The following is a 26249-nucleotide window of genomic DNA, read 5'->3' on the forward strand; positions in this document are numbered from 1 at the left end:
GACTTCTGCGGCGCGGGTGGCCCACCAGTGGAGGCAGGCGCCGGCCCAGGCGGCGGCGACCAAGGCGGGGGCGGCGGCCGTGGGGCCGAGTCCGGGGCGGGTGGTGGCCGCTGCGGCGCCGGCCGCGGCGCTGGCCAGGACGATCGCGGCGCCCAGGCGCGGGTCGCGTCGCCAGGCGAGGCCGGCGGCGGCGCCGACGGCGGCCAGGGCGGTGAGGATGCCGGCCTGCAGGAGCGGTTTGTCGGCGGTGCCGAACGTTTCGATGGCCCACTGGGTGACTTGTGGTGGGCTGGCGGCGATGATGACGTCGCTGACGGCCGACAGGGGTGCGGCGCGGGCGGTGAACAGGGCCGCGGTCAGGTGGGCCAGGGCCAGGCCGGTCAGTGCCGCGGCGACGCCGGCGGCGGCCCAGGCGCGCGGGCCGGGCCCGTGGTCGGTGGTCGGATCGGTCACGTCTCCATGATCCTCCGCCGAGGCGGGTGTGGGGCTGTAGCGGGGCTTACGCTTTGCTTACATCTGCCAGAAGCGGGCGAGTGCTTCGGCGGCGGGGTCGTCGAGGTCGGCTTCGGCGAATGCGGAGTCGTCGACGGTGTTGACCCACGGTTCGGTCTCGGCCGCGCCGAGGGTGTCGAGGTCGACCCACGGGTAGCCGTCGACCGGTTCGGGCAGGTCGAGGTCGAGTTCGGGCGGGAACGCCGGCGGGTTGTCGGCCCGGTCGACCAGGAGGTCCTCTGCGGTGGCGGTGTAGGCGGTCTCTTCGCCCGGTCCGGTCGGGTCCTCGGGCGCATCGAGGTCGGTCTCGACGTCGAAGGGGCCGAGGGGTTCGGTCTCGATCGTCTCGGCGCCGGAGTCGAAGTCGTCGAACGGGTCGAAGTCGTCGCCGGCGGGAACCTCGGCGTCGTCGAAGGGGTCGAAGGCGGGGGAGGTTTCGGTCTGGTCGTCCAGGCCCGGGTCGTCGAACGGTTCGCCGGTCGGGTCGGGGTCGAATCGGTCGAACTCATCCATCGGCATCCTCCTCGCCTGGCACGAGCGTGCGGGCTTTGGCCAGCACCTCGTCGAGCTGTTTGACCTTCTGCGCCATGGAATCGCGACGCTGCTTGAGGGCTTCTTTCTTTTTGGCCCTGGCGGCCTGGTCGGCTTTGGCGGCCTGTTCGGCGGCTTGGATGCGGGCGTCGTATTCGGCGCCGCGCCGCTCCAGAGCGTCGTCGAGTGTGGAGTTGAAGACGAATTCGACTTCGGTGAAGCGGAAGCCGATCTCCTCGTTGAGGTTGGCGCGGGCCTCGGCGATGACGCGCTGCACCCATTGTTTGGCGGCCTGCCGGTTGCCTTGGATCTTGCGGCGGTACAGCAGGAATCCGGCCGCGGCCAGGCCCACGCCGATACCGGAGGCGGCCAGCGCGACCGAGGCGATGCCGGTGGCGGCGCTGAGGCCGACCACGGCCGCGCCGCCGGTGACCGCGCGGCCGGCCATCATGGCCACGCCGGCGCTGGAGGCCATGAGCAGTGCCCCGTCGGCGCCGGCGTCGCGGCGGGCGCGGCCGGAGGCGGCCGCGCGCAGTTGTGCGGTGATCGACCCGGTGGCTTGGCGCAGTTCCTCTTCGGTGAAGACCTGCCGCAGGACCCTTTCGGCCAGGAGGACGAACCGTTGGTGGAGTTCGCCCGACAGGCGGGCGGCGATGCCTTGGAGGGCGATGTCGACTCGCTGGGGGAGGGTCTCCAGGGCGTTCTTGCCGGCTTTCTCGATCTCGTCGAGCAGGGCCTCTTCGAGTTGTTGGAGGTGGGTCCTGACCCGGCCTTGGACTTCGATCTTGGCTCGCTGGGTCTCCACGCGCAGGGCGAGGTTGGCTTTCTTGGTCTCGCCGCGGCGGGCGGCCAGGACCTGTTTCTTCTCTTCTTTGAGGCGGTCGGCCTGGGCCGGGTCGGGGTCGTAGGCCTTCATGTCGTCGGCGGCTGCCGCGGCCAGGCGCGCGAATTCGGTGCGGACGGCGCGTACGACGTTGGCGGCGACCAGGGCCTTGCCGGAGGTGGAGATGCGCACCAGCGCTCGCTGGAGCCGCCCGATGCCCGATTCCTTGGCCAGGGCCTGGCGGGTGGGGCCGGTCGAGGCGAGGGCGTGTTCGGCGAGCATGGCCGAGACCGGGAAGTGGGGGGCGTGGCGGAACCGGGGCGCGTGGGCTTCGATCAGGGCCCGGTTCTCTTCGAGGACGGTCCGCCAGCCCGGGTAGGTGTCGGTCTTGGTCAGGGCGAAGACGACGAAGTTGATCCGTTTGGACGCCTCGGTCAGGAAGTCCAGTTCGGTCTTGGCCATCGGGCTGGAGGCGTCGGTGACCATGATCAGGCACGTGGCCCTGGAGACCGCTTCGAGCGCGATCTGGGCGTGGTCGGGGTCGAGTCCGCCGGTGCCGGGGGTGTCGACGATGGAGAGGTGTTTGAGCAGCGGCGCGGGGTGGCCCACGAGCATGCGCCGGGGCGGGACCATGCCTTCGGGGAGGGTGCCCAGCCGGGTGGCCCAGTCGCGCAGGTCCCCGACGCCCAGCAGCATCGGGTCGGCCGCGCCGGGCTGCCAGGCGCGGACGCTGGCCTGTTCGGCGTGGGCGAACTCCAGGTAGGCGCTGGTGGCGACCTGCGCGGCCACCGGCGACAGGCCCGGGGTGCCCAGCAGCGCGTTCACCAGCGAGGACTTGCCGCGTTTGGTTTCGCCGACGATGACGGCGACCGGTTTGTCGGGCTGCCAGCGGGCGACCTCGTCGACTTCGGCGGCGGCCTTGGCGTCGACGCTGCGCAGCGAGGCGGTCCCGGCTTTGGCGGCCTTGGCGCACAGTTTGTGGATCTGCGCGGCCGGGTTCGGTTTCGGCTTGGATTTGGCGGGGGCCTCGGCGCTCATGCGCTGACCTGCCCGCGGTAGACGGTCACGACCGGGTGGCGCAGGAGCCGGCCGCGGTCGGAGTAGCCGGGCGTCTCGGTGCGGGCGATGATGCCGTCCTCGGCCGGGCCGGGGGCCGCGACGGTGGATCCGGCTTCGTGGACCGAGGGGTCGAACCGCTGCCCGGTGGCGTCGACGGCGCTGACGCCGACGCGGCTGAAGGTCTGGTCGAGGTGTGAGGCCAGGGCCGGGGAGGTGGCGCGGTCTCTGACCCAGATGCACGTCTCGACCAGCGCGGCCCGGTCGGTCTCGGCCTGCGCGGCCTGCGGCGCGACCGGCGGCGGCGCCGGGCTCTGCGGGGCCGGGGTGATCGACCGGCCGGTGGCGACGGCGACGACGGAGGCGACCAGGACCGCGGCGCAGGCCACCGCGAGGGCGCCCCAGTCCGGGCCGCCGGGCAGGAGCACGGCGCCCAGTCCGGCGGCGGCGAGGCCGGCCAGCGCCCCGACCAGGGGCCCGCCGAGTCGAATCGTCACAATGTTCTCCTTACGTCTCTAGCCGAGTCGTTGGGCCAGCAGATGGAATCCACGATGCACCACGTTCGCCACCCGCGCCTGCGCGGGCGTGGCGCCGCCGTTGGCGAACGCCCGCCACCGCGAGGCGGCCTCGATGGCCGCGCGGCGCAGCTGCGGCCGGGCCGCCTCGGGCATGCCCAGGACCACCCCGGCGTCGTCGGTCAACGCCAGTCGCGCGACCTCGGCCTCCATGTCCTCGGGCAGCGGCACCTGCCCGGTGGTGACCGAAGCGGCGGCCTCCAGCAGCGGCAGCCGGTGGTATTCGGGGCGGGCGACGATCGACTCGACCGCGCCGCGCAGCAGGTCCCGGTCCGCGGCCGGCCCCGAGGCGGCGGCGGCGTCGAGCCGGGACAGCGCCCAGCCGGCCTTGATGACATCGGCGCGGACCCCGAAGATCTGGTGGAGGGTGGTGCGCAGCCGCGGGAACCCGGAGGCGGCGAACAGCAGCCGCACCAGCTCGCCGGTGGCCAGGTGCGGGTTGGCCTGCAGGTGCGCGATCGCGAAGTGGATGCCGTACAGGTCGAGCCGCTCGAGCAGCCGCTGTCGCTGCGACTGGTCGACCGGGCCTTCGGTGGAGACGAACAGGCCGGCGCTGGCGAGCATGAGGGCGCGTTTGTCCTCGTCGAGGCCGGCGAGGGTGCGCAGCGCTTCGCAGTCGGCGGCGGTCAGCAGTCCCGCCTCGGCCGTCTCGGCCAGCAGGCCGACCACCGGGACGACGTCGCAGACGGCGCGTTTGAGGATGGTGGCCTGCTCGTCGGCGATCGGGCCGGCCACCGGCCAGGGGTCCTGGCCGGGGCCGGGGGCGAGCTTGTCGGCCTTGTTGTAGAGCGCCAGCGAGTTCATCGGGGAGCTGGACAGCTGCTGGGAGGCTTTGGCGAACGCTTCGAGCGCTTCGACGTCGTCGCCGCGGACCTGCTGGGTGAACACGTAGATGATCGCCTCGGCTCCGGCGACGGCCTCGCGGGAGTCGTCGTCGACGTCGTCGGCGATGGGGGCGGCGAACAGCATCTGGCGGGCCGATTCGGAGATGTCGGTGTTGACCGACTGGAGGCCGGGGGTGTCGACCACGATCAGGTCGCGCAGGCGGTCGCTGGAGAGCTGCACGTCGATCAGCTGCGCGTCGTCGGCCGCCACCGGCAGTGTGGTCGGGATCATACCGCTGGCGTCGAGGGGGACGGCGTGCTTGCGGCCGGCCCGGTCGATCACCTCGACCCGGTCGGCCGGGCCGTACCGGAACTGCGTGACCACCCTGGTGCACTCCCCGGCGGCGGTCGGGGCCACGCGCCGGCCGATGAGCGCGTTGACCAATGTCGACTTCCCGGCCTTGAGCCGCCCGGCCACGGCCACCCGCAACGGCTGTCCCAATCGGGCGGCCACCTCCTCGATCACGGCACGCGAGCCGTCGCTGACCTTCCCGGTCAGCTCCTCGCACATGCTCGCCACACTCGTGGAGAGTCGCCCTGCCACCATGAAGCCGTATCCGCCCTTTCCACTGACGCCTCGAGCACCGCGCCGCCGACGCCGGTCTGCGGCATCAGAGCTTCCGCAATATCATGAGAGGCGTCGGCGAGCCGTCGACTGCCAACGACGATACAAACCGGCAGCGTCGCGCCGCCTCCCCCATTCGTGCCACAGCGTAAGGAGCCCCCTTTTGGCCGCCCCGTCGTCTCCCACCCCCGGCCTGAAGCGACACCGGCCCCCACCGGCCGCGCCGATCGCCCGAGGGCCGCGAGACGACGCGGTCCGCACCGCCGCCACGGCCCTCCAAGCCGGGAAAGGCCTGGTGGTCTTCACCGGACCGCCGGGATGCGGCCGCACCCACCTGCTCGGCCGCCTCGCCGAAGCGGCCAGCCGGCCCGTCCACGCCGGCGGCGGCCTGGCCATGCTCTCGGACGCGCCCGCGCTCGCGCTCGAACGGGCCACCCGCGCCCGCATGCCCGCCCAGGACCTGGCGCTGCTGACCGAAGCGGTCCACTCCCGCACCCGCGGCGGCGTCCTGCTCATCGACGACCTCCAATGGTGCGACGCGGCCACCCTCGCGGTCCTGCCGGCCCTGGCCGAACGAGTCCCGGTCGCCGCGGCCCTGCGCACCCCCAACCGGCTCGACCAGGCCGTCCTCGACCGGCTCCGGGCCGTCGCCACCGTCATCGACGTGCCCGAGATGACCGAGACCGAAGCGGCCGCCCTCGTCCGCGAGGCCGCCCCCGCCCTGCCCGGCCACCGCGTCGCGGCGATCCTGGCCCGCGGCGGCGGCAACCCCCTGGCACTGACCGCGCTGGCGCGACGGGCCGGCCACACCGACGCCGAACCGGACTTCGAACGCGTCGCCGACCCCACCGCCGCCGCGGCCGACCCCACCGCCGCCGCGGCCGACGCGATCGCCGACCTGCCACGAGCGGGCCGCACCGCCCTGGCCGCCCTGGGGCTGCTGGGCCGCCCGGCGCACCCCAGCCTGCTCGGCGACGGCGCCGCCCTCCTGGTCGAGGCCGGCATCGCCGTCGCCGACGGCGCCCACCTGCGAGCGGCCAGCCCCTGGATGGCCGAGATCGCCGCCGGCATCCTCGACCGCGACGCCCGAGCGGCCATGCACGCCCACCTGGCCGAATCGACCACCGGCCTGGAGTCGGCCCGCCACGCCCACGCCGCCGGACTGACCGACCGGGCCAAGGCCGCCGCCCTGGCCGCGGCGCGGGCCGCGACCGGGCCCTCGGCCCGCGCCGAAGCGCTCCTGCTGGCCGTCGCACTCGACCCGGCCACCCGCACCGCCGCGGCGGCCGCCGCCCTGGCCGCCGGCCGCCCCCGGGCCGCCCTGGCGGCCCTGGCCGACCACACCGGCCCCGAAACGGCCCGGACCCGGGCCTGGGCGCTGCTGGCCCTCGGCGACCGGGCCGGCGCGCACCAGGCCCTGACCGCGGCCCCGCCGGGACCCGAAACCGACCAACTGCGGCTGCTGAGCGCCGAACCCGACCAACGAGACGACCTCGCCGCGGCACTGCGCACCGCCTACGCCGACGGTCTCGACCACCCCGGCCTGGCCGCCGCGCTCGCCGGCGACGACCCCGACGCCCTCGCCGAGGCCGAAGCCCTCGCCCGGAACGCCGGCGACCTGCGCTGCGCCAACTGGTGCGCCTGGACCCGCGTGATCGCCCTGGCCGACGACGCCCGCCTGGCCGAAGCCGAAGCGGCCGCCCGCGAGGCCGCCGCCGCCTGCGCCCGGGCCGGGGCCTACTCGTGGCAGACGCGGTTCCTCGCCGCCGCCGCATGGTGCCTGGTCCTGTCCGGCACCGGCCTCGACCACCTCATCGCCACCGCCCAGACCCTCGCCGACCACGCCCTCCCGGCCGTGGCCGACACCCTCATCGCCGCCGCGCTCGCCCTGGCCGAAGCCGACACCGGCGCCCTGGGGGCCGCCCGCGCCCGCCTGGCCGGACTGGAGGACCCGCCGGCGGCCCTCAAAGGCCTGGTCGACTGGCTCGGACACGAAACGGCCTGGCTCGACGGCCAACCCGACCCGAGGCCGTGCGAGGCCGGGGCCGGCCTGGTCGGCGGCCTGGCCCACATCACCGGCCGCTGGATCGCCTACGACACCGGCACCGACCCGGCCGAAAGCGCCCAGGCGAGCTGGCCGGGCCCCGTCCAGACCACCATCGAAGCCTGGGACGCCGCCCGCGGCGAGGACTTCGCCGCCGCCGCCGACACCTGGGCCGGACTGGCCGCACGCGAGCAGGTCCGCTGCCTGCTGGCCCTGGCCGCCCACACCCGCGAGGCCGCCGCCGCGGTCGAAGCGCTCGAGACGGCCGAACAGATCGCCGAGACCCACGGCCTGACCGTCCTGGCCGGACGCGCCAAACGCTCCCTGCGCCGCCACGACGTGCGCCGCGACCGCCGCAGCGCCCGCGGCGCCGGCGGACTGACCGAACGCGAGATCGAAGTGCTCCGCCACGTCGCCGGCGGCCACCCCTCCCGCCGCATCGCCGAAATCCTCGGCATCACCGCCGAGACGGTCGAGACCCACATCCGCTCGGGGATGCGCAAACTCGGCGCCAAGACCCGCACCGAAGCGGCCGTCCTGCTCGACACCGGGCCCGGTGCGGCATGACCGAACCGCTCCCGCTCCACGTCGTCGCCACCGGCGGCGAAGGCGACGCCATCATCCGCCGCTGCACCGCCGCCGGCTGGAGGGCCCACCGCGGCTTCGCGCTGCTCGAGCAGACCTGGGACCTGACCGAACGCCGCCTGCTCGCCCACGGCCCGGTCGGCGACGACCACACCGCCTCCCAAGCGGTCCTGGCCGCCGCCCGCGGCGCCGGCGTCGTCGCCGTCGCCGGCGGCAAGATCGCCCTCGCCCTCGCCGCCGACCTCAGGCGGATCGGCCCGGTCGGCCTCATGCCCGGCAAAGCCGAAGTCGACGACGGCCTCGACCTCGACGCCGAGCAGCGCTCACTGCTCAACCGGCTCGCCGCCGGATCGACCATCGCCGCCGCGGCCGAAGCCGAATACGTGTCACTGCGGACGGCCAACCGCCGCATCGCCGCCGCCCGAGCGACACTCGGGGTCAAGACCACCCGCGAAGCGGTCATGATCTACATCAAACACGCCCGCGGGTGACCGCCGGCCGCTACTCGGTCGCGCCGAGCTCGGCCAGACGCGCCTCGGCCTCCTCCAGACGCTTGCGCAGCGCCGCGGCCTCCTCGGCGGCCTCCGAACGGATCTTCTCGACCACCTCGGTCACCACCTCCGAGACCTCCACCGACTCGCACGCCTGACACATCGCCAGCGCCGCGGCATGACCGACCGAGGCGCCCTTGACGATCGTGCGCGCGCCCTTGGCGGCCGACACCGCCCACTCGCCGTCCTCATAGGTCAACGTGACCGTCAACTCCGGGTGCTTGTCCTTCGCCGACCGCTGCCGCGGTGCGCGCTTGCGCGCCGGAGCGGCAGGCGCCGCCTCACTGCTCTGACTCACGCCGCTGTTCTTCCTCTCACTCGAGGCGGCCTTGGCGGCCGCCGGCTCATCGGGCAGCAGACCGGGACCGGACGGCGCCTTCGGCTCGACCGGGCCGGTCCGCTGCCGCGGGGGCTTGGCCCGAGCGGCCTCACCGCGCTCGGGCAGACGCAACTCGGCAGGGGCGAACGGCAACTGGTCGGACCCGAAGGCCACCAGCACGAAATCGCCCTCCCTCGAGGCGTCCAACGACACGACCTTGCCCGACCTGCCGGCCACCTGCCCGGCCGAGTCGGTGAACACCACCTTCGGTTTCTTCCCTTGGGCCAACACCGATTCCAGATGGGAGATGTCGGCACTCGACAGTGACATCACGGGGCTCCTTCCATGGGCAACGGCTGCATCCTCCAACACCTACACCAGGCCTGTGACACCACCCCGCACCGAGAAGGTCGGCAACGGTTCAAACCCACGCCATTTCCGGTTAGGGCCAACGCCGCCAGAGCCCCATACGCTGCGCATATGAAAGTCGCCCTCGTCACCGAATCGTTCCCGCCCCAGGTCAACGGCGTCGCCCGCTCAGTGGCCCGCACCGCCCAGCACCTCCACGACCGCGGCCTCGAACCGGTCGTCATCGCCCCCGACCCCGGACCGCGCACCGCCCCGGCCCACCCCTGGCCGGTCGTCCACGTCCGCTCGGTGCCCGTGCCCGCCTACCGCAACTTTCGCGCCGGCCTGGCCGGACGCGCCCTCACCGACGCCCTCGACCGGCACCGGCCCGACATCATCCACCTGGCCTCACCGTTCGGATACACCGCCCGCGCCGCCGACTACGCCACCGCCACCGGCACCCCCACCGTCGCCGTCTGGCAGACCGACCTGCCCGCCTACACCCGCGCCTACCACCTGACCGCCTTCGAACAACTCGTCTGGCGACGCCTGCGCCGCATCCACTCCCAAGCCAGCATCAACCTCGCCCTCACCCACTGCACCGCCCGGGCCCTGGCCGCCCAAGGCATCGACCGCGTCGCCGTCCTCCCACACGGGGTCGACACCGCCCGCTTCGACCCCGCCTGGCGCGACCAGTCCCTCCACCGCACCCTGGCCGGAGCCGGCGAACTGCTCATCGGCTACGTCGGCAGACTCGCCCGCGAAAAACACCTCCACCTGCTCAAAGCCGCCTCCGAACTGCCCGGCGTGCGACTGGTCATCGCCGGCGACGGCCCCCGGCGCCGCAGCCTCGAGCGGCTCATGCCCCAGGCGGCGTTCCTCGGCAACCTCCACGGCGAAGACCTCTCCCGCCTCTACGCCACCCTCGACCTGTTCATCCACACCGGACCATTCGAGACCTTCGGGCAGACCATCCAGGAAGCCCACGCCTCCGCCGTCCCCGTCCTGGCCGTCGACGCCGGCGGCGCCGCCGAACTGGTCGACCCCGGCGTCGACGGCGCCCGCTTCCCCCAAGGCGACTCCCACGCGCTGGCGGCCGCCGTCGCCGCCCTGGCCCAACAGCGGGCCATGCTCCGCGGATGGGGCCGCAGAGGCCGCACCAAAGTCCTCGGCCGCACCTGGGAAGCCGAAGGCGACGCCCTCATCGGCTACTACCGGCAGGCGCTCGAGGCCAGACACCGCACCAGGCCCGTCCCGACGGCATGACAGCGGCGAATCGGTGGGCCCAGGCCCACCGGCGATAGGGGACCCAAAGCACTACCAGACAGTAACTTCACTCGGTATCGTCGACCCATGGAAACCGTCCTCGAGGCCGTCAAACCCCGCCTGCGCGGCTGGCTCCACCTCGCCGCCCTCCCAGCCGCACTGGCCGCCGGCCTCATCCTCATCGCCACCGGACCGACCCAGACCGCCCGACTGGCCTGCGCGATCTACGTCGCCACCTCAGTGGCCCTGTTCGGCGTCTCCGCCCTCTACCACCGCGCCACCCTCAGCCCCGCGGCCACCATGCGACTCAAACGGCTCGACCACGCCAACATCTACCTCATCATCGCCGGCACCTACACCCCCGTCGCCGCCCTCGCCCTCGACGGCGCCGCCCGCATCGGCCTGCTCACCGTCATCTGGACCGGCGCGATCGCCGGCGTCGCCTTCCGCACCCTGTGGCTCAGCGCCCCGCGCTGGCTCTACACGGCCCTGTACATCGTCCTGGGCTGGATGGCCGTGTTCGTGCTGCCGCAACTGATCGACGGCGCCGGGGCCGCGGCGACCGCGCTCATCATCGCCGGCGGCGTCCTCTACACCGCCGGGGCCGTGGTGTACGCGCGCAAACGCCCCGACCCCAGACCGGTCTGGTTCGGCTTCCACGAGGTCTTCCACGCCTTCACCCTGGCCGCCTACGCCACCCAGTTCGCCGCCGTCGCGCTGGTGGTGCACACCGCCGCCTGACCCGGTTACGATGCAGGCAAAAGCGAGGAGGCGGCCATGAGCGACAGGCGGGCGGCCGGCGTCGAGCGGATGCTCCGCGAGGCCGAAGAGCGAGGCGAGTTCCAGAACCTGCCGGGATCCGGCAAACCGCTGCCGGGCATCGGCGAGCGACTCGACCAGGACTGGTGGCTGCGCCAGAAGGCCGCCAGGGAGAACATCGGCGACCAGGCGCTGCCGGTCAACCTGCGGCTGCGCCGCGAAGTCGCCGACCTCGAGACCACCTTGGACCGGCTCGAGGACGAGACGGCCGTGCGAGCCCACCTCGATGAACTGAACGAACGCATCCGGGCGGCCCTCATCGGCCCACCGGACGGCCCGCCGCTCCACTTCGGGCCGGTCGAGACCGAAACGGCCCTCGCCGCCTGGCGCGAACGCCGACGCTGAGCGAATCCGGTTGCGCCCCGCCACGGCGCTTGCGAGACTGGCCGTACCCACCAACCAGGAAGCGAAGCGATGACCGCGCAACTGATCCACCTCCACCAAACCCCGGTGCTCCTGTTCGACCCCGACGGCGAAGCGCTCGGCCGCAGCGGCGAGGAGGCCACCGACCTCATCGGCGCGGCCTTTGAGCACCAAGCCGAGTGGCTCGCCGTCCCCGCCGCCCGGCTCGACGAGGCGTTCTTCGACCTGCGCACCGGCGTGTTCGGCGACATCGCCCAGAAATGCGCCAACTACAAGGTCGGCCTGGCCGTGGTCGGCGACGTCGCCTCCCGCGCCGCGGCCAGCGACTCACTGCGGGCCCTGGTCGCCGAAAGCAACCGCGGCCGCGCCGTCTGGTTCACCCCCGACCTGGCCGCACTCGAGAACCGCCTCGCACCATCGGGCGCGGCCTGACCGGACCCGATGGAGCGGCGGGGGAGTGGCGGCCACCGGCCCCGAACGGCGACCGGGAGGTGAACGACCGGCTACCGTGGCCTCATGATCGCCGTACACGTATTCCTGCAATGCCGGATAGAACACCGCCAGGAGTTCATCGAAGCGCTCAAGGCCCTCCAAGACGCGACCAGGGCCGGCGACGAAGGCTGCCTGCACTACAGCTTCGCCGCCGACCTGGAAGACCCCACCCGGTTCGTGTGCCTCGAAGAATGGACCGACGCCGACAGCCTCAAAGCCCACCTCGAGGCCGACCACCACCGGGCCGCCTCGGCCGTCCTCGACCGGCTGCGCCAGTCCCCGGCCGAAGTCCGCATCTTCCACGCCCAGCAGGCCGAACTCTGAACCGTCCGGCCCCTAGCGCGCCAGCGCCGCCCTCCGGGCTTCCACGGCCGAGCGGACCGCGGCCTCGGTCAGGTCGGCGTTGATCGCCGCCCCGGCCCGGACCCCGGACTCGGCCGCCGCCACGACCTGCGCCATCGGATTGGCGACGTTCCCGGCCGCCCACACCCCGGACACGGCCGTCGCCCCGGTCGGGTCGGTCTCGACATAGGAGCCGATCTGGTGCCCCTCGCGCATCAGCGGCGTCGCCTCCAGACCCAGACCGGCCAGCAGACCCGCCGACGCGGTGAACTTCGGCGCCACCACCAAGGCCCGGCACGCCACGGTCCCGCCGTCGGCCAGCACCACCCCGGCCAGACGGCCGCCTTCGACGTTCACAGCCGCCACCTCGCCGTCGACGACCGCCACCCCCATGGCCGCCAAGCGCTCCTCCTCGTCGGGAGCGAAAGCCCCGGCGGTATGCCGCAGCAGCGTCACCTGATCGGTCCACTGCCGCCACATCAACGCCTGATGCACCGAAAGGGGACCGGTCGCCAGGACCGCGACGGCCTGGTCGCGGACCTCCCAGCCGTGGCAGTACGGGCAGTGCAGCACCTCGCGCCCCCACCGCTCGGCCAGGCCCGGCACGGCCGGAAGCTCGTCGACCAGCCCGGTGGCCACCAGCAGCCGCCGGCCCCGCACCGCCGCGCCGCCATCGAGACCGACCGTGAAGCCCTCCTCGGCGGTCTCGATCGCGGCCACGGCCCCCTCGCGGATCACACCGCCGTAGCCGCGCACCTCCTCCCGGCCGGCCTCGACGAACGAGCGCGGGCTCATCCGGTCACGGGTCAGGTACGCGTGGATGCCCTCGGCCGGAGCGTTGCGCGGCCGACCGGCGTCGACGACCAGCACCGAACGCCGGGCCCGCGCCAACGTGAGCGCCCCGCTCAACCCGGCCGCCCCGCCGCCGACCACCACCACATCGAATTCGTCTACTGACATCGGTCCTCCTCGGTCTCGATACCCCACGATCCTGCCCCCGCCCCCACGCCAGTGGCAAATATCTTGCCAATACGGCAATAATGGGAGCATGGAAGACCACGAACTGACCGACGTCATCACCGCCGTAGGCCCACGCCTGCGCGACCTGCGCCAAGCCAAAGGCACCACCCTCACCCAACTGAGCAGCACCACCGGCATCTCCCTGAGCACCCTCTCGCGCCTCGAATCCGGCCAGCGCAAACCCACCCTCGAACTGCTGCTGCCACTGGCCAAAGCCCACGGCGTCCAACTCGACGACCTCGTCGGCGCCCCGCCCACCGGCGACCCGCGCATCCACATGCGCCCGTTCAAACGATGGGGCCACACCTTCATCCCCCTCACCCGCAACCTCGGCGGACTCCAGGCCTACAAGCAGATCCTCCCGGTCGCCCCCGACCCCGACCGCAGACCCGAACAGCGCGTCCACGGCGGCTACGAATGGCTCTACGTCCTCTCAGGGCGACTGCGCATGGTCCTGGGCCCCCACGACCTCATCCTCGAAGCCGGCGAAGCCGCCGAGTTCGACACCCGCGTCCCGCACGGATTCGCCAACCCCGGCCCCGAACCGGTCGAATTCCTGAGCCTGTTCGGACCGCAAGGCGAGAAGATCCACGTCAAAGCCCGCCCGGCCGGCAAGAACGACACCGACGACGACAAATAGGCATCGATGAACATTGGTATATGTAGTTTGTCGGCATTAGAATGTTCATGTGGAGTTCACCCTTGACCGACCAAGGCTGGACGGATCCGACTCCACCCTCACTAGGATCCTCACAGCCGACCCCGACCCGAACGTGCACGACATCCTCGACACCGCCTGCCGACTCGAAGGCTGGCACCCCATCGGCGCCCGCGACGGCGCCACCGCGCTGGCGCACCTTCGGACACAGCGACCCCGACTCGTCGTCACCGAACTGCAGATGCCCGACATGGACGGACTGGCCCTCCTGGGCCGCATCCGCGCCGAATTCCCCGACACCCCCGTGCTGGTCCTGGCCGCCGACGACGGCACCGGACGCCGCATCGGCTGCCTGGCCGCCGGCGCCGACGACTACGTCGCCAAACCCTTCAACCTCGAAGAAGTCATGCTGCGCCTCAAATGCATCCTGCGCCGCAGCACCGGCCCGACCGACGCCCCGCCGCCCCGACTGGTCGTCGGCGACCTGGAACTCAACGAGGCCGCCCGCGAAGTCAACCGAGGCGGCGCTCCCGTCGACCTCACCGACACCGAGTTCCGGCTCCTGCGCTACCTCATGCGCAACCCCCGCCGCGTCCTGAGCAAAAGCCAGATCCTCCACCAAGTCTGGAGCCACGACTTCCAAGGCCGCTCCAGCATCGTCGACCTCTACATCTCCTACCTGCGCCGCAAGATAGGCAACGAGGACGCGCCGATGATCCACACCGTCCGCGGCGTCGGCTACGTCCTCAAACCGGCCTGAACGGCCCCGCCGGCGGGGGAGCGGCACCCCTGCTCGCCATCGCCTCCTGCCCGGCGAACACGGCGGTTCCTATGCGGAAACTATGCGAACCCTATGAAAGGCAAGCGTTTCCACATTCTTTCCATAGAACCCGTTGCTAGCGTTCGGGGAATCCGAAACGAACGGAACCCGATTCCGTGGCCACGGAGGTGCCACCGATGAAACCGATACGAACTACCCTCGCCGCGCTCGCGACAGCACTGCTGCTCGCGACCGGCCTCACCGCGACCCCCGCAGCCGCGCAGACGGTCGACGTCTGGGACTCCGGCATCATCCACGACGTCGCCGTCTCCGTAGACCAGAACGACTTCGACGCGATGGTCCAGGAGTATCTCGACAGCGGCGACAAAACGTGGATCAGCGCCGATGTCACCATTGACGGCACCACCCTTCTGGGGGCCGGCATCAAACTGAAGGGCCAATCGAGCCTCTTCGGTCTGACGCCCGACTCCTCGCCCTCCTCACTGCCCTGGCTCATCCGCCTCGACAAGTACACCGAGCAGGACTACCAGGGCTACAAACGCTTCGTCGTCCGCTCCAACTACACCGAGACCTCCCTCAACGAAGCGGTCGCGCTCCGCGTGCTCGAGCAGACCGGTCTGGCCACCACCAAGAGCTTCCCGACCGCCTTCAGCGTCAACGGCGAGCAACCGGTGCTGCGCCTGATCGTCCAGGAGCTCGACAAGACCTTCGACAAAGAGCACTTCCCGGCACCCGACGGCTCCAAGGACGGCGGCACGCTCTACAAGAAGAAATGGGACGAGGGCTTCGAATACCTCGGCGACGACCCCGACGCCTACGACGGGGCCTGGGAGCCCAAAGGCGGCGACGAGGACAACTGGCAGCCGCTGTTCGAGTTCGTCGACTGGATGAACAACGCCTCCGACGCCCAGTACGCCGCCGAACTCGAATCCCGCCTCGAAACCGAGAAGTTCGCCCGCTATCTGGCCGTCCAGGACCTCATCCTCAACTGGGACGACATCGACGGCCCCGGCCAGAACGGCTTCCTGCGGCACACGCCGAGCACCGGCAAAATGACCGTCGTCGCCTGGGACCACAACCTGTCCTACGGCATCTTCCCGGCGCCGCCGCGGCCGCCCGGACCGGAGGACCCCAACGACGGCAGGCGCACCACCTGGGGCTGCCCGTGCGTCGAACGCTCCCTGGAAGTGCCGGAGTTCCGCGAACTGTACGAGCGGACCTTCTTCGAACTCAAGTCCGAGCTGTACGACTCGGGGTTCGCCCAGTCGGCGCTCGACGAGCTGGCCGCCACGCTCTACCAGTCGAACCTCGTCTCGGACTCCAGCGTCGACCAGGACGTCGCCCAGATCCAGGCCGTGTTCACCCAGGACATCACGCCGCGCACCGGCGCGACCGCGCCGCCGGACGGCCCCAACCCGCCCGACCCCACCGACCCGCCGCCGACCGACACCGGCTGCACGGCCGAGATCAACGTCGTCAACGACTGGGGCTCGGGCTGGCAGGGCAACGTCCAGATCACCGCCGGCGGCAGCGACGTCGACGGATGGACCCTCACCTGGACCTGGCCGGGCTCCCAGAGCCTGAGCAGCCACTGGAACGCCGACGTGACCGCCTCCGGGGCGACGGTCATGGCCCGCGACGTCGGCTGGAACGCCGGCATCAGCGCCGGACAGACCGTCGAAGCCTGGGGCTTCGTCGGCTCCGGCGCCGCCGCCACGCCCGAAGTCAGCTGCGAGGCAGGCTGACCGGTCCCCAAGCGCGGGCCCCGCACCGGTCGGGTGGTGCGGGGCCCGGCATCGTCCAGTCGCGACCGACCAGGGGAGCAGCAGCGACGACCGGACCTTACTTCCGGTCGCGTTCCAAGCGGGCCTCGGCGGCCAGCGCGCGTTCACGCCACGAATCGACCTCGCCCCTGGCGGCCGCGAGGTCCGAACCGGTCGACTCCAGGCGCGCGGCCAGGACCCGCTTGTCACCGGCCAATGCCTCGACCTCATCGGCCTTGCCGGCCAAGCGTTCCCGCGCCTCGGCCGCCTCCCGCGCCGAGAGCTGCGCCTCCCGCCGGGCCACCGCCAGATCCGCCAGCAGCGCCTCGACGCGACCGCGCTCGGCATCCCGCTCGGACACCAGCGCCGAAGCGCGCTCGTCGGAGCGCCGCAGCGCCGCCTCAGCGGCCCGGACCGCCGATGCGGCCTCTGCGGCGACCTCGGCTTCGCGTGCTCGGGCGGTCTCGGCTTCGCCGCGAGCGGCCAGCGCCGCCGCTTCGGCCGCCTCCCTGGCTTCGATCGCCTCGTCCCGCTCGGCGCCGGCCGCCTCGGCCGCGCTTCGAGCGGCCGCCTCCTCGGAGCGGGCCGCATCCCTGGCGGCCAGCGCCTCCTCGGTCTCGGACCGCGCGGCCCGGGCGTCGTCCGCGGCCGCTTCGGCGGCGCGGACGGCCTCCAGTCGCGATGCGACCGCCGCTTTGGCGCGGTCCTCGGCTTCATCGGCCCGGCTTTGCAGGCGCTCGAGGTCGGACCTGGCGTCGGCCAGCTGCTCTGCGAGGGCCTCGGATCGCCCTGCGGCCTCGTCGCGTTCGGCTCTGGCGGCTGCGACGGCGGCCGCGGCCTCGGACCGGACCTCGGCCAGGCGGGCCTCGACCTGGGCCGGGTCGGTCTCGGCCCGCAGCGCCTCGGCCAGGGGCGACAAGGCGGCGGTCATGGACTGCTCGATCTGCTCGTAGAGTTCCTCGGCCCGCGCCAAGGCGCCTTCGAGGCCCGGTGTGGCCCGCCGCAGCTCGCGCTGCCGCTTGGCCTGCGAGGCGCAGTCGCCCTCGGCGCAATACAGGCGCGGACGGCCGCGCCCGGCCTGCTGCGGTATCGGCTTCCCACATCGCTTGCACAACGTCACGGTTTTCGACATGGCCGTACCATACCATTATTTATTTCCGTAATTAGTAATTAAAAACCGGAAATTAAAGCTCCTCCTCGTCCTCCATATAACTCACGAGAAGTGACGTTCCCGCAAGTTATGTGTCGAGCGGGGCCCACAACCCCTTCCCGTCGGCGGCAAGCAGGGTTCGCGACGGGTCTCGTCTCCAATGCCCATCGTCGAGCGGTGCGCCGGACGCTGAGATCACCGAGAACGGACAGGCGTCGCTCGATTCGGCCGCCGGTGTCGGTCGGCGCTGGCAGGATGTCGCTTAGGACATCGACTGGCAAAGGAGCATGCGATGGCATCGGTTCTCAATCCGTATCTGAGCTTCGACGGCAACGCCCGTGAGGCGATGGAGTTCTACCGCGACGCGCTCGGCGGCGAGCTGATCATCAACACCTTCGGCGAGATGGGCGACGAGGGCCCGAACAAGGACAAGGTCATGCACGCCCAGCTCCAGACCGAGGCCGGGTTCACGCTCATGGCCTCGGACACGCCCCCGGGGATGGAGTACCGGCCCGGGCAGAACATCGCCATCAGCGTCAGCGGCGACGACACCGACGAGCTCCACCGCTACTGGGACCGGCTCTCGGCGGACGGGACGGTGACGATGCCGATGGAGAAGCAGATGTGGGGCGACGAGTTCGGCGCCTGCATCGACCAGTTCGGCATCAGCTGGATGGTCGACATCGCCACCGAGGACTCACTGCCCTGACCCGCAGCACTTGCCGAGTCGCGGCGCCGGAGCCTGGACGGTTCCGGCGCCGCCGCGCTGCGGCCCCGCTCCCCTGGCGTTACCCGCTCGGTGCGCGCATCACCGGCTCCACCGGTCACCGCAGCGGTGCTCCCCCGCCTTCCATAGCCCTGGACCGCTGCGCGAGTGCCAGCGCGAGCGCGGCGATCAGGCCGCCGATGAAGCCGAACAGATGCGCCTGCCAGGAGATGTGGGGCCGGGTGGGCAGGACGCCGAGGATCATGGAGCCGTAGACGGCGATGATGAGGACGCTGATGGCGATGTCGCCGATGCGGCGCAGGAAGATGCCGCGGCCGATGAGGTAGCCGAAGAGTCCGAAGACGACGCCGGAGGCGCCGATGGTGACCGTTCCGGTCGGTGAGGTGAGCCAGACACCGAGGTCGGAGGCGAGGACGGTGATCGGCAGGGCGATGGTGAAGGCTCTCCAGTCGCGGAGTGCGGCGATGGTGCCCATGACGGCCAGGGGCACCATGTTGGCGATGAGGTGTCCGGTGCCGGCGTGCAGGAGCGGGGCGGCGATGAATCCGGGGAAGAGGCCTTCGGTTTCGCGTGGGGTTATCCCCCACTGGGTGAAGGGGACCGGGATGATCCAGTCGGCGATGAGCAGGGCCCACATGGCGGCGATGACGGCGCCCCAGAAGGCGAGTGCGCGGCGCAGCGGGTGTACGGGGCCGATCGCTCGGGCGTCGGTCATGTCGCTCCTTGTGTCGCTGGGGTGGCCTCGCATTGAAGCGTAGCGGCGTCGGGTGTGGGAGGCCATGCGCCGATTCGGTGGTCTGCCGGACCGGTGTCGGAGGTGCCGTCTTCGGCGATCGAGCGGGGCCGGGCCGCCCGGCCGCTGCTGAGGCCCGGCTCGGTCCTGGACGTTCACTACCACGCGGTGGCCTCGGATCCGTGGACGCATGTGCCGCCGCTGTACGAGCGGTCTGGTCGGAGTCCGACACGGGGCCCGCCCGATCCGCGACCGCCGCCACGAGTACACGCTCTCGCGGTACGGCCTGGACCCCGACCGGGTGCAGGAGGCGTTCGGCGACTACGTGCAGATGGTCACCGGGCTGAACGAGTAGCGGCCCCGTGGTAGGTTCCGTCGGTGGCACAGAGCCGAATGTTCACGCATGCAGGAATCGCCGCCGCTCTGGCGTTGTCGGCGGCCGCCTGCGGAGGCGGAGAGGAAGCGGGCATGGTCGAGGTCAGTGCGGGCTGCGAGGTCGAGGTGTCGACCGATGTGTCGGCGAAACCGGAGGTGACCGTGCCCGACTGCGATCCGCCGGCGGACCTGTTCACCGCCGACGTCGTCGAAGGCTCGGGCGTCCAGGCGCAGGCCGGTGACGCGGTGGCGGTCCAGTACGCCGGGTTCTCCTGGTCCGACGGGTCGGGTTTCGACGCGTCCTGGGACCGCGGCGCCGAGCCGTTCGAGGTCACCCCGCTGGGTTCGGCGCCGGTGATCCAGGGCTGGAACGACGGCCTCATCGGCGCCCAGGTCGGCGACCGGCGCCTGATCGTCATCCCGCCCGAGCTCGGTTACGGCCAGGCGGGCGTGGGCGGTGTCATCGCGCCCGGTGAGACGCTCGTATTCGTCGTCGACGTCGAGTCGATCAACGGTCGGTCCTAGGCGCCTCCGGCGATCGAGGGCAGCACCTGCACGCTCTGCCCGGGCTTCAGCGGCGTCTCCAGGCCTTGGAGGCGCCGGCTTTCGTCGTCGCCGACGTACACGTTGACGTAGCGGCGCAGCCGCCCCGACTCATCGCACAACCGCCGGCCCAGCCGCGGGTACTCGGCCCGGACCGCCTCCAGCAGGTCGCCCAGGTTCGCGTCCTGGTCGACGTCGACGCCGATGGCTCGGGCCCCGCCGCACTCGCTGGCCAGCGCGGCGGGGATCTTCAGGTCGATGCGCATCAGCGGGTCTCCATGGCGCGGACGCTGAGGACGTCGGGCAGGTGTGCGGCGACTTGGTGCCAGTGGCCGTCGGCGTCGGCGGCGGCCCAGACGTCGCCGTTGCGGGTGCCGAAGTACCAGGCCGGGTCGGCGGTGTTGTCGGTGCAGGCGGCGTCGCGCAGGACGATGCCGTAGTAGTTCTGGTCGGGCAGTCCGGTGCCCCAGCTGGTCCAGGTGTCGCCGGCGTCGTCGGTGCGCCAGGCGGCGATGCGGTGGCCTGGTGGGAAGCGGTCCATGGCGTCGGAGACGGGGTAGGCCATGGCCACGCCCGGTCGGCTCGGGTGGGCGGTGATGTTGAAGCCGAAGTCGCTGGGCAGTTGTTCGGAGATGTTGGTCCAGCCTTGTTCGGGGTCGTCGGATCGGTAGGCCGGTCCGTGGCTTTGGACGAAGAAGGTGCCCGCGGCGTCGCGGGCGACCTTGTGGATGCATTGGCCTGAGGCCGGTTCGGGGTCGGGTCCGTAGTCGACGGTGATGCCTTTGGTGACGCCGGTCCAGCTGTGGCCGTCGTCGTGGGTCTGGTAGATGCCTCCTGAGGACATGGCGATGGTGAGTGTGTCGGGGTCGGTGGGGTCGGGGACGATGGTGTGGACGGCCGGGCCGCCGCCGCCGGAGGCCCAGGTCTCGTGTTCGGGGTGGTCCCACAGGGCCTGGTTGAAGGTGAAGGTTTGGCCGCCGTCGTCGCTGCGCCACAGTGAGGTGGGTTCGACGCCGGCCCAGACGCGGCCGGGTTGGACGCCGAAGGTCAGCTGCCAGATGCGTTTGACGGTGTTGGTCTGGTCGGAGTCGGGTCGGTCGACGCCGGCGGACTCGGAGAAGTCCAGGGGCCGGTAGGGCAGGTCTTGCGGGAAGGCCAGTGGCGCGGTTTCGGGTTCGTGCCAGGTGGCGGCGAGGTCGTCGGATCGCCAGATGCTGGGGCCGAAGTGCGGTGATTCGGCGCCGACGAGGATGCGGCCGGTCTCGGGGTCGCAGGCGGTGGCGTAGATTTCGGAGACGGCGGTGAAGCCGTCGGCGTCGAGTGCGTGCGGGCCTTTGAGCTGCCAGGAGCGGCGGTCGTCGCTGGTGGCGGTGAACAGGCCTTTCTTGGTGCCGATGAGGGCGAGGTATCCCATGTCCGAGCCTCCTTGCCGGGATGTGGATGTTGTCGTTTTCATCCTCGCGCGCGGGTGTGACGTTTTGGGTCTGTTCGGTCGTTCGGGTGGCGGGTTTTCGCGCCGGGGCGGCGGTCGTGGCCCTGTCGCGGCGGGCGCGGATGTGTTAGGTTGCGTTCGCGTCGCGCGGTTCCCCGACCCGCCGGCCTCGCCCCCGTTTTCGATTGTTGAGACAGGACCCCGCATCATGTCCACCCGTTCCCGTCTGGCCGCGTTGTGCGCGCTGGCCGTGCTTGTGCTGGTTGCCGCGTGCGCGGCCGTGGAGGAAGAGCTCGATCGGATGGTCGAGGAGACCGGTGCGGCGGGCGGTTCGGGCGCCGGTGAGGAGATGGGTCAGTACCTGCCGTTCTCGGTGGAGGTCGATGCGGCCGCGCTGACTGAGGCGATCGAGGCGCTGGAGGTCGCTGAGGAGGCCGATGAGGGTTATGACCGGAGCCTGTTCGCGCATTGGCGCGACGCTGACGGCAACGGCTGTGACGCCCGCGATGACACGCTGGTGGCCGAGGACCGGTCGGGGCGGTTGACGGAGGCTTCCTGCGGGGAGTCGATGACCGGCCAGTGGGTGTCGATGTACGACGGTGAGACCGTCACCGAGTCCGGGGATCTGGACATCGATCATTTCGTGCCGCTCAAGGAGGCGTGGGGTTCGGGCGCGCACGCTTGGACGGCCGAGCGGCGGCAGGATTACGCGAATTCGTTGGCGGCGCCGTGGCATCTGGTGGCGGTGACCGCCTCGTCGAACCGGTCGAAGTCCGATCAGGATCCCGCTGAGTGGATGCCGACGCTCGAGGCGGTCTGGTGTCCGTATGTGTGGGCGTGGGTCGAGGTCAAACGCGAATGGGGTCTGACGGTCGATCCTGAGGAGCGGGCCGCGCTGCTCGGTTACGCCGCCGAGTGTTAACGCCAGGGTCAGCCAGGTGAGGCCGAGGCGGTCGACCCGGTCGCGTTCGGTCGTGTTCATCGGGTCGCGGCCGGTGGCTTTGGCGATGAAGGTGACCCGGTCCCAGCCGAGGGCGTCGAGTCGCCGCGCGTCCTCGCCGAGGAGGAGGCCGGTGACGGTGCGGGCGGCCGCGTCGCTGGTCCACCGGTCGCGGCCGAGCGCGTCGGCCAGGTCGATGCCGTGCACGGCCACTTCGACTACGCGCGTGACCAGGTAGTCGGCCAGGCGCATCGCATCGCCGTGGCGGGTGGTCACGTGGGCGTGGTCGTTTTCGCCGCGGCACCGGTCGATCGTGGCTCTCCAGGTGGCCTCGAACGCGGCGGCCGCGGCCGCTCCCCCGGCGCGGGCGGCTCGGGCCGCTTCGTCGATGCGGGAGCGGTTGGTCGAGGGGCCGAAGCGCGCGTCGGGCCGGTAGTAGCCGGCCGCGTCCACGTTCACCGAGGCCGGGCGGGCGCCGGCCAGCATCGGTCCGAGCCGGCTGAGTGTGCCGGTGATGTGGCACAGCAGGGCCGCGGCGTCCCACGGCTCGCAGCGGGTCGGGGACGCCCAGTCCCGCGCCTCGAGTCGCGCTACGACTTTCGACAACCGCTCGCACTCGATGGCCAGCGCCGACAGTGCGGGAGATGCGACCATGGCACACGATGCTATCGGGGGCGGAAGGGAAACCGACGGTGAGGTACGCACGTCTGGTCAGGCCGGTGATCGACCGGGTGCACATCGCGGTGCGGATCGCCGCCCGGCCGCGGCTGCGGGCGATCTATGAGCAGTGGGAGCTGCATCCGGGCCTGGAGTCGGACTATTACCCTGGCCTGCTGGACCACGCGGTCCCGGTCGAGGCGATTGAGGCGGCCACGGTCTACCGTGACCGGTTCGAGCCGGCCGCGGAGATCGAACGCGGTATCGCGGTGATCGAGGACCGGGCGTGGCGCTTGACCGCTGAGGGCCGCCAGTTGGCGTCGGCGGTGCAGGAGGCGGTCGGCGCGGCCGCGGAGGAGTTGTGGGCGTCGCGGCCGATCGCGACCATGCCGGGCCTCGACGGCCTGGACCGGTTGAACGAGCTGGTCGGGGTGTTGTTGGAGGCCCCGGGGGTGGTCGGCAGGCCGGCGTTTTCGGGGCTGCGGCCGGTGTTCGAGCCGGACGGGGCCGATGCGGCCACGGTGTTGACCTCGCGGCTGGCGGTGCTGCGCCACCACCGGGCCGATGCGCACCGCCGGGCGTGGCGCGATGCGGGTTTGACCGCCGAGGAGATCCAGTCGCTGGGTCCCGGTCCGCGGCGCGACCGGATCGAGGCCGAGACCGACCGGCTCGACCAGGGCATCTATGAGGCGCTCGACGAGAACGGGCGGCTGGAGTTGCTGGCAGGGTTGGGGGCGCTGCCGGATGATCTGGGCCCGTCCCGGCCGGTGTGAGGTCGGCCTCATGCTCGGGCCGCGACGGTGCAGGCGAGGTCGACGACGGCAGCCTGGTGGAGGTCGAGGAGGGGCCCGAGGCGGTCGGCGGCCAAGCGGTAGAGCCGCAGCGCCGCCCGGCAGCCGGCTGCCGGTTCGACCCGGGCCACGCCGCAGGCGCTGTCCCATGCCTGCGCCCAGTCGGGGCCGCGGGAGGCGACTACGGCGTCCCACAGGTCGTTCTCGCTGATGTAGTGCAGGCGGTCGCGGCGATCAGGGACGGCAGCTGCAGGGCCAGGATCGCGCGGTTGGCCGCGGCGGCGCGGGCTCGGCCGCCGGTGAGCATCCCGGCGACTTTGTGGACCTCCTCGGCCAGGCCGACCAGACCGGTCGCCGCCCACCGGTCGGCCAGGGCCGCGGCGCATCGTGCGGCAATGGCGCGGGCGTGCTCGGTGTGGTCCACTCGGCGAGTATCGCCCCGGGCGGGCGGCTCGTCGACCGGTTTCAGCGCACGTCCCGGTAGTAGTCGATCTTGCCTTCGATGTAGCGCCGTTTGGCCTCCAGGTCGGCGATGCGATCGTCCACGGCCCGCTTGTGGGACTCCAGCAGTTCGATGCGCTCGTCGATGGTGGCATCGCCGGCGCGGACCAGGGCCGCGAAGCGGCACATCTGCTCGATCGGCATGCCGGTGTCGCGCAGGCATTTGAGGGTGCCGAGCCATTCGAGGTGGGCGTCGGTGAAGCGCCGCTGCCCGGCGCGGGTGCGGCCGACGCCGTCGATCAAGCCGACCCGCTCGTAGTAGCGGAGGGTGTCCATGCTGAAACCGGACCGGCGGGCGCATTCGCCGATCGAGTACCCGGACGGAGAGGCCAGTTCTGCAACCACGCCTGCCAAGGGTAGTCGCCCCTCCTGGAGCCGGACTCAGCGCCGCCGCTGGTTGAGACCGATGACGAAGTCGAAGTAGTCGCCGAATGCCTCCTCGACCTGCTCGTGGTCGAGGTCGTACCGCGAGAGGGTGTACTCGTGGCGCCGCCGCCCGGCCGGCCGATCCAAGGCCGCGTCCAACCGTTCCCGGTCGGACGCCGTCCAGGCCAGGTCGAGCCGCTCGAACAACTCGGGCACGTACTCGTGCGGATCGGACATCAACCAGTGGTAGCCCACGTCGTGGAACCGGGTCCGGTCCAGGACCGACCGCTGCGCCCGGGCGTCGGCCACCCCTTCGGACAGCAACCCCAGCCACATGCGCCCGATCTCACCCAAATCGACCGCCTCGGGTTTCAAATGGAGCCGGTGCAGACTCTCGGCCATCGAGCACATCGACCCCATCACCGTGTCCGGGGCCCGGTGCGTCCACACGATGACCGCATCGGGGAACACCGCGTCGATCGCGCCGAGGCTGAACAGGTTCCCCGGATGCTTGAGCACCCACCGCGACCGCTGCCGCCCATACGACAGCACCTGCAGGGCCTCTTTGAGGAACGCGAAGTCGGCCCGGAAATCGTGCCCGGCCAGGAAGTCCAGGTACCGCCACATCGGAGCGGCCGCGCAGTGCATCGGCGAATGGTCTTTGAGGAAGTAGTCCTCATCCTCGCCGTCGGCCGAGATCGGGTGGATCACATCCCAGTCGGGACTGATCGCCAACGTCCGGTCCATCCGCTCCTGCGTGCGCCGCACCAGCTCATCGCGCCTGGACTGGCCGACCGCCAAACCGAGGTTGAGCATCTCCCACAGTTTCGGCCCCCGGCAGCCCGCGGCGCGAGCCAGGATCCGGTGGGTCAACGTCGTCGCCGTCCGCGGCAGCCCCACCACGAAGATCGGCCGCTCGATCGGCTCGTCGTCGATCCCCGGATGGTCGGCCTTGAGCCGCCGCAGCCGGTACCGGTTCTCGATCCGCACCCGCACCAGGTCCTGCGCACTGCGCCACCCGACCGGTGACAGGCCCCGCAACCCCGCGAAACAGCGCAGCAGCACCCGCAGATCATCGAACGCCCGCCGGTCGGCATCGGACAACGGCGGATCCCCGTAGGCCGAGCGCACGCGCTGGCGCATCCGTTCGAACACCGCATCGGACTCCCGGCGGGTCCGCAGCGTCGGCCACAGGACCGCGTTGTACCAGTGCAGGCGGGCGGTGGTGCGTCGCATGGGCTCTCCGGCGTGACTCGCGGGCGGGCAGCGGGCTCGCTAGCCCAGGAACGTCAAACGGACCGTCCGGTCAGGATTATCGACATTGGTGTCGACCAGGCAGATCGACTGCCACGTGCCCAGGGCCGCCCGACCGTCGACGACCGGCACGGTCGCGTGCGGCGCCACCAGACCCGGCAGGACGTGGTCCCTGCCGTGACCGGGCGAGCCGTGCCGGTGCCGCCACCGCTCATCGCGCGGCAACACCTCGCCCAGCGCCTGAAGCAGATCCGCTTCACTGCCCGAACCGGTCTCGATGATCGCCACCCCGGCCGTGGCGTGGGGCACGAACACGTTCAGCAGCCCGTCCCCGGCGCCCGAGTCCGACAAGAACGACTCGCACTCCCCGGTCAAGTCCTGGACCGCCTCCCCCGAACCGGTCCGGACCTGCAGCGTAGTGGTGTGGAAATCTGCGCCCATACCCCGATCCTGCCACGACCGGGCCCGCCCCACCGCCCCAGCCCCGATTCGAGCCCGGAAAC

At 71.6% G+C, this 26249-nt stretch carries 30 protein-coding genes and 2 pseudogenes; 15 read left to right on the forward strand and 17 right to left on the reverse strand.

The genetic code is table 11. From position 1 onward, the window contains the following. The 5 genes and pseudogenes from ACYVL2_RS15200 to ACYVL2_RS15220 all read right to left on the reverse strand — a co-directional run. Positions 1-453, reverse strand: a pseudogene (locus ACYVL2_RS15200) (molybdopterin-binding oxidoreductase); the annotation flags it as partial. Positions 454-510: 57 nt separating this feature from the next. Further along, positions 511-1005, reverse strand: a complete 495-nt coding sequence (locus tag ACYVL2_RS15205) for a hypothetical protein (protein ID WP_460544807.1) — start codon at positions 1003-1005, stop codon at positions 511-513. Then, positions 998-2884, reverse strand: coding sequence for a dynamin family protein (locus ACYVL2_RS15210; protein WP_460544809.1), 1887 nt, complete (start codon positions 2882-2884; stop codon positions 998-1000). Before ACYVL2_RS15210 ends, ACYVL2_RS15205 begins: the two co-directional genes overlap by 8 nt. After that, positions 2881-3399, reverse strand: coding sequence for a nucleotide exchange factor GrpE (locus ACYVL2_RS15215; protein ID WP_460544811.1), 519 nt, complete (start codon positions 3397-3399; stop codon positions 2881-2883). The genes ACYVL2_RS15210 and ACYVL2_RS15215 overlap by 4 nt, the downstream gene beginning before the upstream one ends. A gap of 18 nt (positions 3400-3417) precedes the next feature. Further along, a complete protein-coding gene (locus ACYVL2_RS15220) occupies positions 3418-4908 on the reverse strand; it encodes a dynamin family protein (RefSeq protein WP_460544812.1) in 1491 nt (496 codons plus the stop codon). Positions 4909-5089: 181 nt separating this feature from the next. On the opposite strand from ACYVL2_RS15220, the gene ACYVL2_RS15225 reads away from it, so the two are divergent. Beyond that, the gene (locus ACYVL2_RS15225; protein WP_460544814.1) at positions 5090-7537 is read left to right on the forward strand and encodes a helix-turn-helix transcriptional regulator; all 2448 of its coding nucleotides are present in this window, start codon (positions 5090-5092) and stop codon (positions 7535-7537) included. Then, positions 7534-8046: a LuxR family transcriptional regulator gene (locus ACYVL2_RS15230; RefSeq protein WP_460544816.1), complete on the forward strand. Its 513-nt coding sequence runs from the start codon at positions 7534-7536 to the stop codon at positions 8044-8046. The genes ACYVL2_RS15225 and ACYVL2_RS15230 overlap by 4 nt, the downstream gene beginning before the upstream one ends. A gap of 10 nt (positions 8047-8056) precedes the next feature. Here ACYVL2_RS15230 and ACYVL2_RS15235 read toward each other — a convergent pair whose 3' ends face one another. Continuing rightward, positions 8057-8755: a DUF6319 family protein gene (locus ACYVL2_RS15235; protein ID WP_460544818.1), complete on the reverse strand. Its 699-nt coding sequence runs from the start codon at positions 8753-8755 to the stop codon at positions 8057-8059. A 150-nt stretch (positions 8756-8905) separates the two neighbouring features. On the opposite strand from ACYVL2_RS15235, the gene ACYVL2_RS15240 reads away from it, so the two are divergent. From ACYVL2_RS15240 to ACYVL2_RS15260, 5 genes are all read left to right on the forward strand, one after another. After that, entirely contained in the window at positions 8906-10039 is a 1134-nt protein-coding gene (locus tag ACYVL2_RS15240) for a glycosyltransferase family 4 protein (protein ID WP_460544820.1), read from the forward strand. A gap of 87 nt (positions 10040-10126) precedes the next feature. Continuing rightward, positions 10127-10780, forward strand: coding sequence for a PAQR family membrane homeostasis protein (trhA, locus tag ACYVL2_RS15245; RefSeq protein WP_460544822.1), 654 nt, complete (start codon positions 10127-10129; stop codon positions 10778-10780). A gap of 36 nt (positions 10781-10816) precedes the next feature. After that, a complete protein-coding gene (locus ACYVL2_RS15250) occupies positions 10817-11203 on the forward strand; it encodes a DnaJ family domain-containing protein (RefSeq protein WP_460544824.1) in 387 nt (128 codons plus the stop codon). Positions 11204-11272: 69 nt separating this feature from the next. Next, on the forward strand, positions 11273-11653 hold the full coding sequence (locus tag ACYVL2_RS15255; RefSeq protein WP_460544826.1) for a DUF4180 domain-containing protein: 381 nt from the start codon (positions 11273-11275) through the stop codon (positions 11651-11653). Positions 11654-11737: 84 nt separating this feature from the next. Further along, complete coding sequence (locus ACYVL2_RS15260) at positions 11738-12037, forward strand: putative quinol monooxygenase (protein ID WP_460544828.1); 300 nt, start codon at positions 11738-11740, stop codon at positions 12035-12037. A 12-nt stretch (positions 12038-12049) separates the two neighbouring features. Here ACYVL2_RS15260 and ACYVL2_RS15265 read toward each other — a convergent pair whose 3' ends face one another. Further along, positions 12050-13015: an NAD(P)/FAD-dependent oxidoreductase gene (locus ACYVL2_RS15265; RefSeq protein WP_460544830.1), complete on the reverse strand. Its 966-nt coding sequence runs from the start codon at positions 13013-13015 to the stop codon at positions 12050-12052. Between the two features lie 88 nt (positions 13016-13103). Here ACYVL2_RS15265 and ACYVL2_RS15270 point away from each other — a divergent pair, with 88 nt between their 5' ends. From ACYVL2_RS15270 to ACYVL2_RS15280, 3 genes are all read left to right on the forward strand, one after another. After that, positions 13104-13715: a helix-turn-helix domain-containing protein gene (locus ACYVL2_RS15270; protein WP_460544832.1), complete on the forward strand. Its 612-nt coding sequence runs from the start codon at positions 13104-13106 to the stop codon at positions 13713-13715. A 49-nt stretch (positions 13716-13764) separates the two neighbouring features. After that, on the forward strand, positions 13765-14493 hold the full coding sequence (locus ACYVL2_RS15275; RefSeq protein ID WP_460544834.1) for a response regulator transcription factor: 729 nt from the start codon (positions 13765-13767) through the stop codon (positions 14491-14493). A 197-nt stretch (positions 14494-14690) separates the two neighbouring features. Next, positions 14691-16259: a CotH kinase family protein gene (locus tag ACYVL2_RS15280; protein WP_460544836.1), complete on the forward strand. Its 1569-nt coding sequence runs from the start codon at positions 14691-14693 to the stop codon at positions 16257-16259. Between the two features lie 97 nt (positions 16260-16356). Here ACYVL2_RS15280 and ACYVL2_RS15285 read toward each other — a convergent pair whose 3' ends face one another. Next, positions 16357-17409, reverse strand: coding sequence for a coiled-coil domain-containing protein (locus ACYVL2_RS15285; RefSeq protein ID WP_460544838.1), 1053 nt, complete (start codon positions 17407-17409; stop codon positions 16357-16359). Positions 17410-17719: 310 nt separating this feature from the next. Here ACYVL2_RS15285 and ACYVL2_RS15290 point away from each other — a divergent pair, with 310 nt between their 5' ends. Then, the gene (locus ACYVL2_RS15290; protein WP_460544840.1) at positions 17720-18136 is read left to right on the forward strand and encodes a VOC family protein; all 417 of its coding nucleotides are present in this window, start codon (positions 17720-17722) and stop codon (positions 18134-18136) included. A 115-nt stretch (positions 18137-18251) separates the two neighbouring features. Here ACYVL2_RS15290 and ACYVL2_RS15295 read toward each other — a convergent pair whose 3' ends face one another. Beyond that, positions 18252-18869: a rhomboid family intramembrane serine protease gene (locus tag ACYVL2_RS15295; protein WP_460544841.1), complete on the reverse strand. Its 618-nt coding sequence runs from the start codon at positions 18867-18869 to the stop codon at positions 18252-18254. A 208-nt stretch (positions 18870-19077) separates the two neighbouring features. On the opposite strand from ACYVL2_RS15295, the gene ACYVL2_RS15300 reads away from it, so the two are divergent. Together ACYVL2_RS15300 and ACYVL2_RS15305 are read left to right on the forward strand one after the other, a co-directional pair. Beyond that, positions 19078-19242, forward strand: coding sequence for a hypothetical protein (locus ACYVL2_RS15300; protein WP_460544843.1), 165 nt, complete (start codon positions 19078-19080; stop codon positions 19240-19242). A 23-nt stretch (positions 19243-19265) separates the two neighbouring features. Beyond that, complete coding sequence (locus ACYVL2_RS15305) at positions 19266-19787, forward strand: FKBP-type peptidyl-prolyl cis-trans isomerase (RefSeq protein WP_460544845.1); 522 nt, start codon at positions 19266-19268, stop codon at positions 19785-19787. On the opposite strand, the gene ACYVL2_RS15310 is transcribed toward ACYVL2_RS15305, so the two are convergent. Next, on the reverse strand, positions 19784-20071 hold the full coding sequence (locus ACYVL2_RS15310; protein WP_460544847.1) for a ubiquitin family protein: 288 nt from the start codon (positions 20069-20071) through the stop codon (positions 19784-19786). The genes ACYVL2_RS15305 and ACYVL2_RS15310 overlap by 4 nt on opposite strands. Further along, positions 20071-21219 (reverse strand): WD40/YVTN/BNR-like repeat-containing protein, encoded by a 1149-nt coding sequence (locus ACYVL2_RS15315; RefSeq protein WP_460544849.1) that lies wholly within the window; start codon positions 21217-21219, stop codon positions 20071-20073. The genes ACYVL2_RS15310 and ACYVL2_RS15315 overlap by 1 nt, the downstream gene beginning before the upstream one ends. Positions 21220-21445: 226 nt before the next feature. On the opposite strand from ACYVL2_RS15315, the gene ACYVL2_RS15320 reads away from it, so the two are divergent. Then, a complete protein-coding gene (locus tag ACYVL2_RS15320) occupies positions 21446-22159 on the forward strand; it encodes an HNH endonuclease family protein (protein ID WP_460544851.1) in 714 nt (237 codons plus the stop codon). 48 nt (positions 22160-22207) lie between these two features. On the opposite strand, the pseudogene ACYVL2_RS15325 reads toward ACYVL2_RS15320, so the two are convergent. Beyond that, a pseudogene (locus tag ACYVL2_RS15325) lies at positions 22208-22831 on the reverse strand (maleylpyruvate isomerase N-terminal domain-containing protein); the annotation flags it as partial. 65 nt (positions 22832-22896) lie between these two features. On the opposite strand from ACYVL2_RS15325, the gene ACYVL2_RS15330 reads away from it, so the two are divergent. Next, on the forward strand, positions 22897-23607 hold the full coding sequence (locus ACYVL2_RS15330; protein WP_460544853.1) for a hypothetical protein: 711 nt from the start codon (positions 22897-22899) through the stop codon (positions 23605-23607). An 8-nt stretch (positions 23608-23615) separates the two neighbouring features. Here the strand turns inward: ACYVL2_RS15330 and ACYVL2_RS15335 are convergent, their stop codons facing one another. The 5 genes from ACYVL2_RS15335 to ACYVL2_RS15355 are packed head-to-tail and all read right to left on the reverse strand — an operon-like array spanning position 23616 to position 26187. Next, positions 23616-23756, reverse strand: coding sequence for a hypothetical protein (locus ACYVL2_RS15335; protein WP_460544854.1), 141 nt, complete (start codon positions 23754-23756; stop codon positions 23616-23618). Positions 23757-23806: 50 nt separating this feature from the next. Continuing rightward, positions 23807-24049 (reverse strand): hypothetical protein, encoded by a 243-nt coding sequence (locus tag ACYVL2_RS15340; RefSeq protein ID WP_460544856.1) that lies wholly within the window; start codon positions 24047-24049, stop codon positions 23807-23809. A gap of 41 nt (positions 24050-24090) precedes the next feature. Continuing rightward, positions 24091-24471: a MerR family transcriptional regulator gene (locus ACYVL2_RS15345; RefSeq protein ID WP_460544858.1), complete on the reverse strand. Its 381-nt coding sequence runs from the start codon at positions 24469-24471 to the stop codon at positions 24091-24093. A 36-nt stretch (positions 24472-24507) separates the two neighbouring features. After that, positions 24508-25728 (reverse strand): sulfotransferase family protein, encoded by a 1221-nt coding sequence (locus ACYVL2_RS15350; RefSeq protein WP_460544860.1) that lies wholly within the window; start codon positions 25726-25728, stop codon positions 24508-24510. A 39-nt stretch (positions 25729-25767) separates the two neighbouring features. Next, positions 25768-26187, reverse strand: coding sequence for a YjbQ family protein (locus ACYVL2_RS15355; protein ID WP_460544862.1), 420 nt, complete (start codon positions 26185-26187; stop codon positions 25768-25770). Positions 26188-26249: the final 62 nt, after the last annotated feature.

Source organism: Glycomyces halotolerans, assembly GCF_054779575.1.